Source organism: Schaalia sp. 19OD2882 (genome assembly GCF_018986735.1).
Taxonomy (GTDB): domain Bacteria; phylum Actinomycetota; class Actinomycetes; order Actinomycetales; family Actinomycetaceae; genus Pauljensenia.
In genome coordinates this window covers 105,352-121,395 of sequence record NZ_CP065521.1, presented here as the reverse complement: position 1 = coordinate 121,395, position 16,044 = coordinate 105,352, and the positions used below count along the sequence as shown (strand labels likewise).

The 16,044-nt window shown below is 66.1% G+C and carries 12 protein-coding genes; 5 read left to right on the top strand and 7 right to left on the bottom strand.

All coding sequences use genetic code 11. The annotated features are described in order from the left end of the window. Positions 1–11 precede the first annotated feature (11 nt). From I6B53_RS00520 to I6B53_RS00510, 3 genes are read left to right on the top strand one after another with little or no spacing between them, the layout of a single operon-like run. Positions 12–1,046, top strand: coding sequence for an ABC transporter substrate-binding protein (locus I6B53_RS00520; RefSeq protein WP_216764338.1), 1,035 nt, complete (start codon positions 12–14; stop codon positions 1,044–1,046). 27 nt (positions 1,047–1,073) lie between these two features. Beyond that, positions 1,074–2,873, top strand: a complete 1,800-nt coding sequence (locus I6B53_RS00515) for an ABC transporter ATP-binding protein/permease (RefSeq protein WP_216764337.1) — start codon at positions 1,074–1,076, stop codon at positions 2,871–2,873. Continuing rightward, positions 2,870–4,618 carry an ABC transporter ATP-binding protein gene (locus I6B53_RS00510; protein ID WP_216764336.1) on the top strand — a complete coding sequence of 583 codons (1,749 nt, stop codon included), beginning with the start codon at positions 2,870–2,872 and terminating at the stop codon, positions 4,616–4,618. Before I6B53_RS00515 ends, I6B53_RS00510 begins: the two co-directional genes overlap by 4 nt. 20 nt (positions 4,619–4,638) lie before the next feature. Here the strand turns inward: I6B53_RS00510 and I6B53_RS00505 are convergent, their stop codons facing one another. The 6 genes from I6B53_RS00505 to I6B53_RS00480 form a co-directional block, all read right to left on the bottom strand. Continuing rightward, positions 4,639–5,745, bottom strand: a complete 1,107-nt coding sequence (locus I6B53_RS00505) for a glycerate kinase (RefSeq protein ID WP_216764335.1) — start codon at positions 5,743–5,745, stop codon at positions 4,639–4,641. Positions 5,746–5,884: 139 nt separating this feature from the next. Beyond that, a complete protein-coding gene (locus I6B53_RS00500; protein ID WP_216764334.1) occupies positions 5,885–6,577 on the bottom strand; it encodes a GntR family transcriptional regulator in 693 nt (230 codons plus the stop codon). Between the two features lie 107 nt (positions 6,578–6,684). Continuing rightward, positions 6,685–7,899, bottom strand: a complete 1,215-nt coding sequence (gene mmsB, locus I6B53_RS00495; protein ID WP_216764333.1) for a multiple monosaccharide ABC transporter permease — start codon at positions 7,897–7,899, stop codon at positions 6,685–6,687. A gap of 14 nt (positions 7,900–7,913) precedes the next feature. Beyond that, positions 7,914–9,455, bottom strand: coding sequence for a sugar ABC transporter ATP-binding protein (locus tag I6B53_RS00490; RefSeq protein ID WP_253953901.1), 1,542 nt, complete (start codon positions 9,453–9,455; stop codon positions 7,914–7,916). A 99-nt stretch (positions 9,456–9,554) separates the two neighbouring features. Beyond that, positions 9,555–10,700 carry a sugar-binding protein gene (locus I6B53_RS00485; RefSeq protein ID WP_216764332.1) on the bottom strand — a complete coding sequence of 382 codons (1,146 nt, stop codon included), beginning with the start codon at positions 10,698–10,700 and terminating at the stop codon, positions 9,555–9,557. Positions 10,701–10,878: 178 nt separating this feature from the next. Next, positions 10,879–11,910: a TIM barrel protein gene (locus I6B53_RS00480; protein ID WP_216764331.1), complete on the bottom strand. Its 1,032-nt coding sequence runs from the start codon at positions 11,908–11,910 to the stop codon at positions 10,879–10,881. Between the two features lie 216 nt (positions 11,911–12,126). Between I6B53_RS00480 and I6B53_RS00475 the strand changes: the two genes are divergently transcribed. Then, positions 12,127–13,146, top strand: coding sequence for a carbohydrate kinase family protein (locus I6B53_RS00475; protein WP_216764329.1), 1,020 nt, complete (start codon positions 12,127–12,129; stop codon positions 13,144–13,146). Continuing rightward, on the top strand, positions 13,143–14,372 hold the full coding sequence (locus I6B53_RS00470; RefSeq protein ID WP_216764328.1) for a mannitol-1-phosphate 5-dehydrogenase: 1,230 nt from the start codon (positions 13,143–13,145) through the stop codon (positions 14,370–14,372). The genes I6B53_RS00475 and I6B53_RS00470 overlap by 4 nt, the downstream gene beginning before the upstream one ends. A 286-nt stretch (positions 14,373–14,658) precedes the next feature. Here I6B53_RS00470 and I6B53_RS00465 read toward each other — a convergent pair whose 3' ends face one another. Beyond that, on the bottom strand, positions 14,659–16,014 hold the full coding sequence (locus tag I6B53_RS00465; protein WP_216764326.1) for a xylulokinase: 1,356 nt from the start codon (positions 16,012–16,014) through the stop codon (positions 14,659–14,661). Positions 16,015–16,044: the final 30 nt, after the last annotated feature.

Below are 16,044 nucleotides of genomic sequence, written 5' to 3'. Positions count from 1 at the left end.
AGGAAGTCACATTGACACTCAAATCCCTCCTGCTGGCGATCGCGGCATGCGCAACCCTCGCACTCGTGGGCTGCTCGACGAGCGGCTCCACCACCCCTGACCCGTCGGCGAGCGCGTCCTCGAGCGCCGCCTACCCGATGAAGGCCTCCTTCTGCGGACAGGAGGTCGTTGTCGACCGCGAACCCATGCGAATCATCGGCGCAGGTCGAGAGGGGGTTGCGAACATCATCTCCGCCGGCGCCGCGGAGAAGATGGTCGCGCGCTTCGGCGAACACGGAGCCCTCTACGGCTCCAGGATCGACAGGGAGCTCAAGGCTCTGCCCGGGGTCGAGGAGGTGGCATCGGGCGGCGGACAGGGTCACGGGAGCATCAGCTTCGAGCACGTCCTCGAACTGCGTCCGGACATGATGTACGGATCGGCCCTCGGTGAGGGCGATCTCGCCATCGACAATCTCAAGAACAACCACATCATGGCCGTGATGCCCCCCAACAGTTGCTCATACGCCTTCGCCGACACGTCGAGCAACTTCTCCGATCTCGACGCGATCCCCGCCCACGTCCGCGAACTCGGAGCGCTTTTCAACACGAAGGAGAAGGCCGACGAGAACGCCAGCGCCATGGACAAGGACCTTGCCGCTGCCCGGAGCGCGGGGGCGAAGCTTCCCGAGCTCAAGGTGGCAGGCGTGTACTACTGGGATTCCTCGGACGAGCTCTTCGCCTATGGCGCGAATTCAACGATCCAGGGAGTCTTCAAGGCCGCGAACCTGAAGAACGTCGTCGACCCGGGCTACGACGCGATGTTCAACGGCGCCATTTCACCTGAAGCCATCGTCAAGGCCAACCCGGATGTCATCGTCGTCACCACCGGCGAAAGCGGAATCACCCTTGAGGACTCGATCGCCCGGATGAAAAAGATCCCGGGAATGACGGAAACGACGGCCTTCCGGAACAAGAGGATCATTGAGCTGCCCTCAGGAGCCGCTTACCCGACCGTCGAAGCGATCGACGCCGCTGGCGAACTCGTGAAGGTGCTCTCGGAACACTGAGACGAAGAAGAGGCCCTGGGGAAGACAATGAGCACTCGAAGAGCAGGAGCCCGCCAACGCGCGGTCTTCGACGCAGCAGGAGTCAGCCCGACAATCCTCATTGCACCGGTTCTCACCGGCGTGGCGAGCAGCGGCGCCTTGGTCGCAGGCGCATTCGTCAACTCGATGATCTTCTCCGAGTTGTTGGGGCGGCGCTCCCCCGCAGCGTTGACGGGCCTGATCTGTGTCCTCGCCGCACTTCTGGTCCTCATTCCTCTCCTCGGCCTCTTGCGAGCCCACGTGGTGAACAGGGTCGGCCTGACCCTCAAGGTCAATCTGCGACGAAGGATCCTCGCCGACATCGCAGAGCGAGGGCCCATGCGGCTGAGTTCATCGCGCGCCGGAGCACTCGAATCGCTGATGGTCGACGGAGTCGAAGCCATCGAACCCTACTTCGGCTCCTACATCCCTCAGATCGCGGTCACGGCGCTGACGGCCGCCTCCCTGTGCCTGTGGATCGGCACCGTCAGCCCGATCATCGGCGTGACACTCTTCGTGTGCGCAACAGCCACCTTCCTCGTGCCACGACTGTGGGACCGCGCTCTTGCCGAGGAGGGCCAAGCCCACTGGGAGGCGTACGCCGATCTCAACAGCGACTTCGTCGATGCGATGATGGGGATGGAGACCCTGAAGTCCTTCGGAGCGAGCCGAACCTACGGACGCAGACTTGCGGCGCGCTCGGAGGAACTGCTGCGAACAACCCTGTCGCAACTGCGCGTCTCGCTCGGAGAAACCGGCGCCTCCGCCGCGGTCATGGTTCTGGGCCCTGCCATCGCACTCCTCATCGCTTCTCTGGAGGTCCGTCAAGGTTCCTACGGTGTCGACCGGCTCTTCTTCATCACCCTGTTGTCCATTGAAGTCTTCCGGCCGCTTCGTGACCTCGCCAACGCCTTCCATGCGGGATATTTCGGCTTGAGCGCTGCGACGCGGATTCACGAAGTCTTCCATGCCGAGCGCCCCGACGTCCCCGGCTCGGCTGCCGTCGGGCATGATCGTCGCGCACTGCCAGAGGGCGTTCCTGCCGACATCGAGGCCAGTGGCGTCTCCTACACCTACGAGGGCGCGACCGTGCCTGCGCTGAGCGATGCCTCCGTGCGGATCCCTCAAGGGCGATTCCTCGCGATCATCGGTGGTTCGGGTTCAGGCAAATCGACGCTCATCGGCATGATCCTCGGTCTCGACTCCCCCACCGAGGGGAGCATCACGATCGGCGGCGAGCCCACGACCGATGTCGACATTCCCTCGACGATCTCCCTGGTGCCCCAGTCCCCCGTGATCTTCCCCGGCACCGTTGAAGAGATCCTCGCCGCAGCAGCCCCCACGGCGACCCGGGACGACATGCTCAGTGCATTGACCCTCGCCGGTGCTCACGCACTCCACGAGACCCGAGCCGCCACCACACCCTCGGACACAGGTGCATGCCGTGACGACCTTGAACTCTTCGTCGAAGAAGCGGGAGCCAATCTTTCCGGTGGACAACGACAGCGCCTGGCCATCGCCCGCGCCCTCGTCAAACGGCCACGGGTCCTCATCCTCGACGAGTCCACATCGGCATTGGATTCACACACCGAGGCCCGCGTCCTGTCCGGCGTGCGCCGAGCCTTTCCCGACATGACCCTCGTCCTGGTCACCCACCGCATGGAAGTGGCCGCAAGCGCGGACCGGGTCGTCAGACTCTCCCGCGGAAGGATCGTCGCCGTCGGGCGCCCGGAGGACGTCATCGGCCCCTCACATGAACCCGCACCTGGACCCGCACCCGCGGCTTCGCAAGGAATCGAGCATCGATGAAGCAGACCTTCACGGACCTCATGTCCGTCATGGGGCGACTCCGAGACTTCAGGCGACTGTTCCTCGGATCAGTCCTCGTCATCACTCTTCACCAGATCGCCCTCGTCCTCGTCTCGGTCGTCAGCGTGTGGATCACGACGACATTGGTCTCCGAGAGCCGGCCCCAAGTCGATCTTCTCTTCCTCACCCTCTTCACCTTGGCGATCGTCCACGCCCTGTGCTACCTCTACGACGCGTGGTGGTCCCACCAGCTCGCCTACCAGATCCTCGCGCGCATGAGGATCGACCTGTACGAGGCGATCCGCAGGATTGCTCCACGGGGCTTGTCAGGGCGCAGAACCGGGGACCTGACAGCTGCGGCCATGAACGACATGGAACAGTTGGAATGGTTCTACGCCCACACCGCCCCCGTGGCAGTTGCCGCCCTCGTCAACACGATCATCATCGAGGCGGTCCTCTTCGCCCTCATCGGACCGCTCGCACTGCTCGTGCTCATCTCGGTGGCCCTGCCGATCCTCCTGCCCGCACTGGTCAGCCCGATCCAAAGGGCCCAGGGGGAGAAGGTGCGCGAGGGGCTCTCCTCACTGAAGTCCCTGGGCCTCGACTCCGTTGTCGGCGCACGGGAGCTGTACGCTCTGGGGCAACGCGACGCTCACGCCCGCCGTGTCCTGGAAACGACCGCGCAAGTGCAGCGGGACAAACTCTCACAGGCGATGCGCAAAGGCCTCGAATCAGCCGGGTCCGCCATCGGAGCCACAGTGGTCACCATCAGTGTCCTCGCCGTGCTCACGGGAAGGGTCGTCGCCGGCTCCTACCCCGCACCCCTGCTTCCCGTCGCCGTCGTTCTCATCGGCATGGCGACTCTTCCTGCCGCCTCCCTCGCACAGATGCTCGGCATCATGGGAGAAGTGTCCTCATGCGCCCATCGGATCAACGAAGTCCTCAACGCCCCGGACCCGATCCCTTCCGCCCCGATCCCCTTGCCCCTCGTCGAAGGCGAGGAGGATGCCGCCGTCGCCTCGTCGGTGACCTACTCCTACGAGCAGGAGCACACGCCCGCGCTTGAGGAGGCGAGTCTCCTCATCCCCGAGGGCGCGACAGTCGCCCTCGTCGGCCCCTCAGGATCCGGAAAGTCGACTTTCGCTCATCTCCTCATGCGCTTCATGGACCCGGACTCGGGAAGCATCCGTTTCTCGGGCCGCGACTTGCGAAGCCTCGCCCCCGACGACCATCGGCTCATGGTCGCCCTCGTGCCCCAGAACGGCCACGTGTTCTCCGGGACCATCCGCTCGAACCTTCTGCTCGCCAACTGGGAGGCCGACGACGACGAGATGTGGTCGGCACTGCGGGCAGCCGGGCTCGAAGAATTCGTCAGGGGACTTGGCGGCCTCGACGCGGCCGTGGGAGACCGGGGAACCGCTCTTTCCGGAGGTGAGCGACAACGAGTGGTCCTCGCGCGGGCCTTCTTGCGAAAGCCGCGCCTGCTCATCCTCGACGAGCCCTCGGCCAATCTCGATCCGGAGTTGGAGCAAGAGATCACCGCCTCGGCGACCCTGCTGCGGCGAGGACGGACGACCTTGGTGATCTCCCACCGACGCGCTTCTCTCGTTGACGCCGAGTCCATCTGGGTGCTCGATTCAGGAAAGGTCATCGCACACGGCCCGCACGAGCAGTTGAAGGCCGACAGCCAAGTGTACCGGCGCGTCCTGGCAGACCAGTCGGCGAAATTCCCGGAGCTGGGTTGAGTCCGGGCCGGGTCACGCTCTCAGAGTTCCCGCAATGCCCCTGCCACGGCGGCACGCAGGTTCTTCTGACCGTTGCGCAGTGCCCGGGCCAAAGGCTCGGCCGGGTCACCCACCTTGACGATCCGCACCACCCCGTGCTCCAGGAGCACTTCGGCCCCGTCCTTGATGCGCCCGGCGAAGATCATTGTCGGCACCCCCGCAAGGCGCGCGACCTCGAAGACACCGGCCGGAGTCTTGCCTTTGATGGTCTGTGAGTCCACAGACCCTTCGCCGGTGAATGCCCAGTCGGCACCCTCCATGGCTCCCGCCAGGCCCACGGCCTCGGCGACCAATTCGACACCGGGCACCAGCCGCGCTCCGCACAGTGCACGCAGAGCGAAACCGAGGCCGCCGGCCGCACCCGACCCGGGCATGTCGGCCTCGCCCTCGCGACCGCAGACGGCGGCGAAGTGCCCCAGGGCCGCGTCGAAGCCGGGCTGCATCTGGGGGGTGACGCCCTTTTGAGGGCCGAAGACGGCGGTGGCGCCCTCCGCTCCGGTCAGAGGGTTGGTGACGTCGCAGGCCACACGGATGTCGACACCGGACAGAAGGGCGTCCAGTTCTGAAGTGTCGATGCGTGCCACGCGGGCGAGTTCACCCGGAAGAGGGTCGACGCGGGCCCCGACCTCGTCAAACAGGTGCACACCGAGTTCGACGAGCATTCCCGCGCCGCAGTCGTTGGTCGCCGAACCGCCGATGCCGACGAGCAGTGAGTGCGCCCCGCGAGCAAGGGCGTCACGGATGAGCATGCCGAGGCCGCGGGTGGTCGAGGCTTCGACGCACCGGTCCTCGGGGGCCACCAATTCGATGCCGGCACACGAGGCCACGTCCAGGACGGCTCGTCCTTCCGCCAGCGCGTAGGTGGAGCGGATCGGGCGGCCCAGGGCATCCACGGAGTCGGCTTCCACGCGCTGGGCGTTCCAGGCGGTGGCAATGGCATCGATGAAGCCCTCGCCGCCGTCGGACATGGGCACCAGCAGGCACTGTGCGTCGGGGAACACGTCAGTGACTCCTCGCCGCATGGCTTCGGCCGCTTCCAGGGCGGTCATGTTCTCCTTGAAGGAATCAGGGGCGAGTACGAATTTCATGGGGCTTCCTCGGCTCATGTCTGTCTGCGCTCACGCTCAACGCTAGTCGGCAGAACGGCGGGCGCGAGGGCGGGTGGGCAGGTCCGGCCCTCGTGCACCACTGTGACCCGAAGCGACACCTGCCCGCCGACGGACAGGGTCACTCGTCCTCGTCCTCCATCCGGACCAACAGCTGGTCGATGTGGTCGCACATCGCCTGGCGGGCACCCTGCGGGTCCCCGTCGACGAAACAGCGCAGGATCGCCTCGTGTTCGGCCAAGGAATCCGCGGCATCGGTGACGATCCGGTCCTTGAAGTGGCGCCAGCGCTGCACATTGCCACCCAGGACGTCAGCGGTCGAGGCCAGGAAGCGGTTGCCCGAGCCGGCGTGGATGACGCGATGGAACTTCTGGTCGGCGCGCATGAACGCACGGGTCTCCGCAGTGCCCTCAAGGGTCAGGGACGCCCGCTGTTCCTTCACGGCCCCCTCAAGCTCGCCGAGCAACTCCTCGGTGCGGCGCTCGCACGCCAAGTGGGCGGCCTCGGGTTCGAGAAGGCGTCGCACGCTCATGAGGTCGGCCAGCTCGGTCTTCGTGAGCTTGGGTGCTGTGCGGTATCCCCGGTAGTTCTCCCGCACGACCAGCCCGAGACCTTCGAGGCGAGCCAAGGACTCACGCACCGGTGTGGAGGAGACATTGAGAGCTTCTGCCAGTGCATCGATACGGATGGGAGCATCGTCGGGGATCAACCCTTCGAGAAGCATGTCGATGAGGGCCTCTTGGACCTGCTCGGTCAAGCCTTTGCGCATTGAAGCGACATTGAGCCGCGAGTAGTCCTGAAGGCCGTCGAGCATGTGTTCTCTCCTCACCGCGCGCAAGCCCACTCCTGGTAGGCAATGCACGCAGCCAGTCTAGTGGGCAGGGCCTTTCCGGCCGCCGAGGGGGCAGCGCCTCGGCCTCGTCAATGGGACGAGGTGGCCCTGGCCTTGTTCACCTGGTCGAAGGCCACCGCCACCAGCAGGACCAGGCCCTTGATGGCCTGTTGCCACGCGGCATCGACCGTCATGATCGACAGGCCCATGTTGAGCACACCCATGAACAGTGCGCCGACGATGGTCCCCGAGATCCGTCCGATGCCGCCCCACACGGCGGCGCCGCCGATGAAGCAGGCGGCAATGATGTCCAGCTCGTAGTTCTGGCCGGCGGCCGACACGGCCGCGCCGGCACGTGAAGTCGTGACGATGGCGCCCACGGCGGAGAGCAACCCCATGTTGACGAACATCCAGAAGTTCACGCTGCGCACGCTGATGCCGGACAGTCGCGCGGCCTCACGGTTGCCGCCCACCGCGTAGACGTAGCGTCCGAAGGTCGTCCGATCCAGCACGAAGGTGTAGGCCATGACCAGAACGCCGCAGATGATGAGCACGTAGGGCAGGCCGATCGCCGAGGCCGACAAGATGATGGCGAAGACGATGATGAAAACACTCACCACCGCCATCTTGGTCAACGCCAACCACAGGGGCTCGACCCGAAGGCCGTGGGCCACCAACGAACGACGCCGCCGCAGCCCCGCCAGGACGAACACAGCGGCCAGAACCGCCCCCAGGACCAGGGTGAACACGTCATGGACACCGGCATATCCCAGCCACCCCAGGACACCGCTGTTGGCGATGGACACGAATCCCTTGGGCAGCGGGGCGATGGTCTGCGGAACCATGACAATGGCCAGGCCGCGGAAAAGGAGCATCCCGCCCAAGGTGACGATGAAGCCCGGAATCCCGACGAATGCCACCCAGAATCCCTGCCAGGCGCCGACCAGCACACCGATGACCAGCGCCAACAGCACGGCCACACCCCATGGCATGTCCCAGTGGGCCATGGCCGTGCCCAGGAATCCGCCGATGAAGGCGATCAGGGAACCCACCGACAAGTCGATGTGTCCGGCGATGATGATCATGAGCATGCCGATCGCCATGATGATGACGTAGGCGTTCTGCTGGATCAGGGAGGCGACATTGTCGGGGCGCAGCAGGCGGCCCCCTGTCACCACCTGGAAGAAGACGACGACGGCAACCAGTGCCAGCATGATGCCGTACTGACCCAGGTCGACTTTGGACAACCACGAGGGCGCCTTCTTCGGCGCCGTTTCGCTTGCCGAGGAGTTGTGCGTACTCACTGAAGGACTTCCCTTCACTTCACTTGCGTCATGTGGGACATGAGGACTTCCTGGGTGGCCTCGGCGCGGGGGATCTCACCCGTGATCCGTCCGAAGCTCAGGGTGTAGATGCGGTCGCACAGGCCGATGAGTTCGACCAGTTCGGAGGAGATGACCACGACCGCTTTGCCGGAGTCGGCCAGGGCATTGATGTGCGTGTAGATCTCGTACTTCGCACCCACGTCGATGCCTCGGGTCGGCTCGTCCAGGATGAGGACGTCGGGTTCGGTGAGCAGCCACTTGGACAGGACGACCTTCTGTTGGTTGCCGCCCGACAGGGTGCCGACCCTGACGTCGACCGACTCGGCCTTCGTGCGCATCTTGGCGCACTGGTCCTCCGCCAACTCGTACTCGGTGATGTCCGAGATGACCCCCGCCCTCGTCACACGCGGCATGGAGGCCACCGTCATGTTGTGTTTGATCGGGGCGATGAGGTTCAGGCCGTAGCGTTTGCGGTCCTCGGAGGCGTAGGCGATGCCCGCGCGGATCGCCTGTTTGACGGAGTGGACCTGGACTTCCTTGCCGTGCAGGAACAGCCTGCCCGACTCCACCGTCCCCCACGACCGACCGAAGATGCTCATCGCCAACTCGGTGCGCCCGGCCCCCATGAGCCCGGCGATGCCGACGATCTCGCCGGCCTTGACGTCGAAACTCACCTCGTGCAGGGCGCGCCTGCCGGTGATGGGGCTGGTCACGGACCAGTTCTCGACGCGCATGACCTCTTGACCCGGATGCGACTCGTGGTCGGGGAAGCGATTGTCCATCGTCCGTCCGACCATGCCACGGATGAGCAGGTCTTCGGTGACCTCGACCTCGCCGCGCATGTCGTGGGTGGTGATGGTGCGTCCGTCGCGGATGACGGTGACCCTGTCGGCGATGGCGCGGATCTCGGCCAGCTTGTGGCTGATGATCACACAGGAGATCCCCCGCTCCTTGAGGCCTCTGATGAGATCGAGCAGCTTCTCGGAGTCGTCGTCGTTGAGGGCGGCGGTGGGTTCGTCCAGGATGAGGACCCGGACGTTCTTGCCCAGGGCCTTGGCGATCTCGACCAACTGCTGTTTGCCCACGCCGATGTTGGAGACGATCGTGTCGGGGCGTTCGTCCAGACCCACTGTGCGCATGAGTTCTTGGGCTTGGGCGTTGGTGGCGTCCCAGTTGATGACTCCGCGCCTGGCCCTTTCGTTGCCCAGAAAGATGTTCTCGGCGATGGACAGGTACGGGCTCAGTGCCAGCTCCTGCTGGATGACGACGATGCCGTCCTTCTCCGAGTCCTTGACGGAGCGGTAGGTGGCCTCCCTGCCGTCCAGAAGGATCCGCCCGGTGTAGGAGCCGTGCGGGTGCACGCCGGACAGGACCTTCATCAGGGTTGATTTTCCGGCGCCGTTCTCGCCGCAGATGGCGTGGATCTCGTTCTCGCGCACGTCGAAGGTCACCCCTGACAGTGCGACCACGCCGGGGAAGGTCTTGGTGATGTCGTCCATCTCCAGGATGACCCCGCCGGGACCCGGGTGTGCCATGTGTCCCCCTTTCGGGTTCGGGCGGGCCGGCTGCCGGGGGCGTCCTCGTGGGTGAGGAGGGCGCCCCCGGTGGCGCGGTGGTCCGCCTCGGGTGCGGTGTCAGAGTCCGAGGTCGGAGGCCTTGTAGAAGCCGGAGTCGACGAGGACCTTCTGGACCGTGTCCTTGGTGACGGTCTCGGGGGTCAGCAGGAAGGTCGGGACGACCTTGACCTCGTTGTCGTAGGTCTTGGTGTCGTTGATCTCGACCTCTTCGCCCTTGACGATCTGCTCGACCATCTTGGCGGTCTGCTCCGCCAAGCGGTCGGTGTTCTTCAGGACGTCCATGGACTGCTTTCCGGCCAGCAGGTTCTTGATGTTGGCGATGTCAGCGTCCTGTCCGGTCAGCAGCGGGTAGTCCGGGCCGGGCTTGTAACCGGCGCCTTCGAGCGCCTGGGCGATGCCCAGGGCCAAGGAGTCGTTGGGGGAGAGGATGACGTCGACCTTCTCACCGTCGGTGTAGAAGGAGTTCAGTCGGTTCTCCATCTCGGCCTGGGCGTCATCCGATCCCCATCCGAGGATGCCGATGGACTGCCATTCCTCGTTGCTCTTGGGGGATTTGCCCGAACGCACCTGCAAGGTGCCGTCCTTGACCAGCGGCAGCAGGATGTCCCAGGCGCCGGAGAAGAAGAACTTCGCGTTGTTGTCGTCCGGGGAGCCGGCGAAGGGTTCGAGGTGGATCGGCGCCTTGAGGTTGGCCAGTTGGCTCTTGATGTATTCACCCTGGAGCTGGCCGACTTTGTAGTTGTCGAAGGTGACGTAGTAGTCGACCGACTCGGTCTTGTTGATGAGGCGGTCGTAGGCGATGACGGGGATGCCCTGGGCCTTTGCCTTGTCCAGGACCGGGCCCAGTGCGGTGCCGTCGATGGAGGCGACGACAAGGACGTCGGCGCCCTCGGTGATCATGTTCTCGATCTGGGAGGTCTGCTGGTCGACCTTGTTGTCGGCGTACTGCAGCGACGTCTTGTAGCCCTTCTCCTCCAGGACCTCCACCAGGTGCGCCCCGTCGCGGTTCCACCGCTCCAGGGCCTTGGTGGGCATGGCGATGCCGACCATCGTGTCCTCGGCGTCGGCGGGGGCGGAGTTGCCGCTCTGGGTGCCACTTGCGGGGGTGCTCCCGGTGGATCCGCGTTCGGCCGAGCAGGCGGCCAATGATCCGACGGCGAGGGCGGCCGTGGACAGGGCCACGACGAATGTGCGTGTGTTCATCTTGGATTCTCCTGGCTTCGTCGAGGGGAGGAGGGATGCGCTTCCCGAGGTCGACCCGGTGTCCTGGCTTGCGTCTTCGCAGGTCAGGACACCGGATCAACGGTGAGGCGACGCGGCCCACGTCGGGCCGGTTGACGACATCGTAATAAGTGATGCTGAGAAATAAAAGGGTTTGGATTCACGAACCCAGAAGCAGTTCCAGGACGTACATCTCCAGCCCTTCGTAGTCCTCCTCGGCGACGAAGGCGTCGACCACGCTCTGGTCGAAGCGGTCGACCTTGTCCTCCATCAACTGCACGACGCGCAGCGAGTTCTCCAGGTGCTTGAAGCCGAACTCGTCCCCGCTGGAGCGCATCGCCTTGACGTCCAGGCCGATGAACTCCCCCCTCTGGCCGTAACCATTGTCGACCAGCAACTTCACCTGGTTGAAGGTCGAGCGCAGGGACTCCGATCCGAAGATCTTGTCCTGGTCGAACTTCATGCCGTTCTGGTCGTTGAGGTGCACGGAGAAGAGTTTGCCGGCCGCCAGCGCGAAGGCCATGTCGTGGGTGGGATCCAGCCCCGCCAGGACGGAGTGGGCGGACTCGACCAGGACGCCGCATCGGCTCGGGTCCTGCGTGAGGTCACCCAGGGCCAGCGCATGTCCCACGGTGCCCGCGTAGGAACGGTCGATCGGTTCATTGGGCTTGGGCTCCACGGCGATGCGGATCGAGTCGTCGTGGGCCAACATCCGGTCCAGTGACTCGCGCAACTGCTCGATCATCGTCACCGGATTCTTCGACTCCATGCACAGGGTTCCTTCACGCGCCAGCCACAAGACGATGAAGTCCGCCCCGAGGATCCGCGCAATGTCGATGCTCCTCTCGGAGCGCCACATGGCCTTCTCCCAGTTCTGCCTCTTCGGCGCCGTGTAGGCACCGTCCTTGAAGGCGGGGTCGAACCACAGGCGCGGAGCCACGAACTCGCAACCCACCCCCAGGCCGTCGAGGAACTCGCGCAGCGCATGGGCCTCGTCCTCGATCTGGGCAACGGATTTGGAGGCGATGTCGGGCACGGCGTCGTCGTCGTGGAACTGGATCGCGGAGAACCCCATGGCGGCGAAGCGTTCGACCTTCTCGTGCATGGTCAGGACTCGGCGGGTGGGTGGCCCGTAGACGTCCACGCCTTCGGCGACGTTCCACGGTCCCACGGTGTACTTGAAGCGGCTCATGTCAGGCCAGACCTTTCCTCCGGTGCGTCATGGGCGACCTCGTCGTCACCCACTGGTGGATGCGTCCTTCGCGGTGACACGGGCCGTTCCATGCGGTACGAGGGCGGCATCCGCTTCGACTTTCCGCGCAGGCCAGGCATCTTGTCAAGTACTTACACAAATTCCCGGTCGAACCTATGCTGGAGGGCAATCGTCCGCGGACACAGGAGAAACATCGTGGTTTCCGTCCAGCTCGTCGGCCACCTGTGCGTCGACCTCGTCCCCGCCCTCGCAGACGCCGTCACCACCCGACCGGGGGAACTGGTCGAGGTCGGCCCCGTCGAGGCACGCGCCGGTGGAACCGTGGCCAATTGCGCGCGCACCATGGCCGCCCTCGGAGAAGAACCCCTGCTGCACGCCCTGGTCGGGAACGATCCGCTGGGCACCATGTGCATCGGCCTGCTGGAGGCCGAGCACCCGGGCAGGGTTCGCGTCGAGACCACCGACCGGGCGGCGACCTCGTACTCGCTGGTGATCGCCCCGCCCGGCGTGGACCGTTCCTTCTGGCACCACACGGGCGCCAATGACGAATTCCGCGGCCAAGTGGCCATCGAGCCCGGCGGGCTGCTCCACTTCGGCTACCCCACACTGTGCCCCGCCATGTGCGAGGACGGGGCCGCTCCCCTACGGGAACTCTTCCACCGCGCCCACGAGGCCGGCGCCGCCACCTCGCTGGACCTGGCCTACTTGGCACGCAACTCCGCCCTGCAGGCCTTGGACTGGGAGGCCCTGCTGGTCGGCGTGGCACCACTGACCGACCTGTTCTGTCCCAGCGTGGACGACCTGCGCAGTTGCCTGCACCTGGAGGTTCCCGACGGCGACGCGGTGGGCGACCTCGCCGCGCATTTCGTCCGGGCCGGTGCCGCGACCGTGCTCATCACCGCAGGTGCGAACGGGGCCCACCTGGTCACAGGGGAGCGTGCAGCCCTGGCGCGACTTGCCGACGTGTGCGGCATCGACCTTGCCGCGTGGGCCGGGCGCGCCCTGCACGTGCCGGCCGCCCCAATCCCGCCGGGCGGCTCCGCAGGTGTGGGAACCACGGGGGCCGGGGACACTTTCAAAGCGGCCTTCCTCGTGGCCCTCACACGCGGCGCCTCGCCCGAGGAGTGCCTGGAGTTCGCCTCCACCGTGGTCGCACGGCACATCGGCGGCCTGCCTTTGCGCCCCTCAGGGGACGAGGGCGGGGCCCACGCATGAGTACACATCTGCTCGCCGCCTTCGGCGCCGGCAACGTGGGACGCGGTTTCGTCGGCGAGCTCTTCGAGGCCTCCGGGTGGAAGGTCGTCTTCGTCGATGTGGACATCGACCTGGTCCGGACACTCAACTCGGCGGCGAGTTACCTCCTGGAGACCGTCTCGAATGCGGGGACCTCGCGGCGCACGGTCGAGGGCATCGCCGCCGTGCACGCCCTTGACCGGGAAGCCGTGGACGCCCTCGTCACCCGGGCCGACCTTGTGACCACGTCGGTCGGTGCACGCGCATTGCCGCATGTGGCCGGCGCGCTGGCCAGCGGCCTTCGGGCGCGGTGGGACGCCGGGGGCGCGGCGCTGGACGTGCTCCTGTGCGAGAACCTGCACGGAGCCGCGGGGGCCTTCCGGGATCTACTGAAGGAGAACTCGCCCCCTGACCTGCACGAACGCCTGGATGTGCAGGTGGGGCTGGCCGAGACCTCGATCGGTCGGATGATCCCGTCGACCACAGGGCACACCTCGGGAGCCGACCCCTCCAGAACCCTTGTGCGGGTCGAGCCCTACAGGATTCTTCCCTTCGACGCGCGAGCCTTGCGCGGGCCGCTTCCGCAGGTCGAGTGCCTGGAACCGGTCAGCGATGTCGACTTCACGCTGTACACGGACCGCAAACTCTTCGTCCACAACCTGGGGCACTGCGTGTGTGCGTACCTCGGGGACCTGCACGGGACGGAGTTCATCTGGCAGTCGATCGCCCTGCCGGATGTCCGCCACGTCACCCAGGCCACGATGACCGAGTCCCTGGCGGCACTGGCCGGCGCCTTCGGTGTGACTCCTCTGCCACTGCTCGAACACAGTGACGACCTGCTGGCACGTTTCTCGAACAGGGCGCTTCGGGACACGAATGAGCGTGTGGGACGTGATCCGGAGCGGAAGATGGCGCCGGGTGACCGTTTCCTCGGCGCCTACGCACTGGCCGTTCGCACGGGCGCGCCACGAGGCTTCCTCTCCTTGGCCACGGCTTTGGGGGCTCACCGTCTGGCGGTCGAGCCCGGGTGGAACCGCCGTCGAGCCCTGGCCCACGTGTGGCGGTGTGCGCGTGAGGTGGGCGCCACGGATGAGGACATCTCGCTGCTCGCCAGTCAGACGGAATCCCTGTCGCACGGTTGGGACTGGGCCGAACAGATGCGCCTCATCGATGCTTCCACCTCCTCGTCTCCCCCCTCTTCCCCGTGAGATTCGTCCGTCAAGTGCTGTCTGCCGACTTGGTGGGGAGTCGTTCTCGTGAAGAGGCCTGCAGTCATGCAACCCGAGATTGTTGTCCGCTGGTGACAAGGTGAACTCGGTCGCTGAGTACCCGGGGAGGCCTCATGGCACCAAGGGTCGGTGAACGGTTGAGCGTGGGGCCACTTCGGTGCAGATGGGCCGAGCAGGGGCGACCCAATCCCCCAAACCCAGGACGGTCCCACGGGTTGACGGACGAATCTCACGCTCGGGGCTCGGGGCTGAGAGCTTCGGCGGGTCACCCCAGGACTCGGGCCGCCTGACGGGCCGCGCCCAAAGCGACGTACTCCCCCGCCTCCGGGAACTCCACGCGCGCATCCAGGAACTCGGCGGCCAGGGCCCGCACAGCCGTGGACTTCGCGCCCCCACCGACCACCAGCACACGCTCGATCGGTGCCCCCAGAGCCCGCACGGCGTCCAGTGAGTAGCGCATGTGACGCAGCAAACCCTCGATGCCGGCGCGAGCGACATGCGCCTGGTCGCTGTTCGCCAAGGTCATGCCGGACAGCGTGCCCGTGGCATCGGGCAGGTTCGGAGTGCGCTCGCCCTCGAAGTAGGGAACCAACTCCAGGCCACCGGCGTCGGGCACGGACAAGGCGGCCTCGTCGAATTCGTCGTAGCCCAAGCCCGTCACCCGCATCATCGCATCGACAATGCGTGAGGCGTTGAGCGTGCAGGCAAGCGGCAGCCAGTTGCCGGAGGCGTCGGCGAAACCGGCGACCAGGCCACTGCGATCCTGGACGGGGGCGGCGCTGACCGCCGAGACGACTCCCGAGGTGCCCAGGGACAGCAGCGCGTCACCGGGGGCCAGCCCCACACCCAACGCGGCGCCGGCATTGTCGCCCGTGCCCGGCCCCAGGACGATCCGGTCCCACCCGCGAGCAGGATCGCCCACTCCGGCACGATCCCACGGGCCCAGGATCTTCGGCAGAATGATGGATTCGGCCTGCTCGGGGGTGATGCGCAGGGCGGTGGCCAAGATGTCGCGGCGGTAGTCGAAGCTGGGGCCGCCCTCGGCGGAGACGCGCGCTGCGTATCCGGTGCCCGAGGCGTCGGATCGGTCAGTGGTGAGGTCTTCAAGACGCCCGGTGCCCTTGATGCGCCACGTCAACCAGTCGTGCGGCAGGCAGATGGCGGCGATGCAGGGCACCACCTCGGGTTCGGTGTCGGCCACCCACCGCAATTTGGTGACCGTGAAGGAGGCGACGGGCACCGATCCGATGGCGTCGGCCCACCAGGCGGCACCGGCCTCACGGTCGCCGGCTCCGGCCTCCGCCACCAGGGCCTCGGCGGCGTCGGCCGAGCGAGTGTCATTCCACAGCAGTGCGGGGCGCAGGACCTGCCCGTCCTCGTCGAGCAGCACCATTCCGTGCTGCTGGCCGCCCACCGACAGCGCGGCCACGTCGTCGAGCCCTCCAGCCGCCTCGACCGCCTTTTCGAAGGCGTCCCACCACGCGTCGGGGTGGACCTGGGTGCCGTCGGGGTGCGAGGCCTTGCCTTGGCGGATGATGCGTCCGGTCTCGGGTTCGACCACGACGACCTTGCAGGACTGGGTGGATGTGTCGACTCCGGCGACATGAGGACGCTGGCTCATGGTTCTCCTCCGATGCGTGGGCGGGGACGA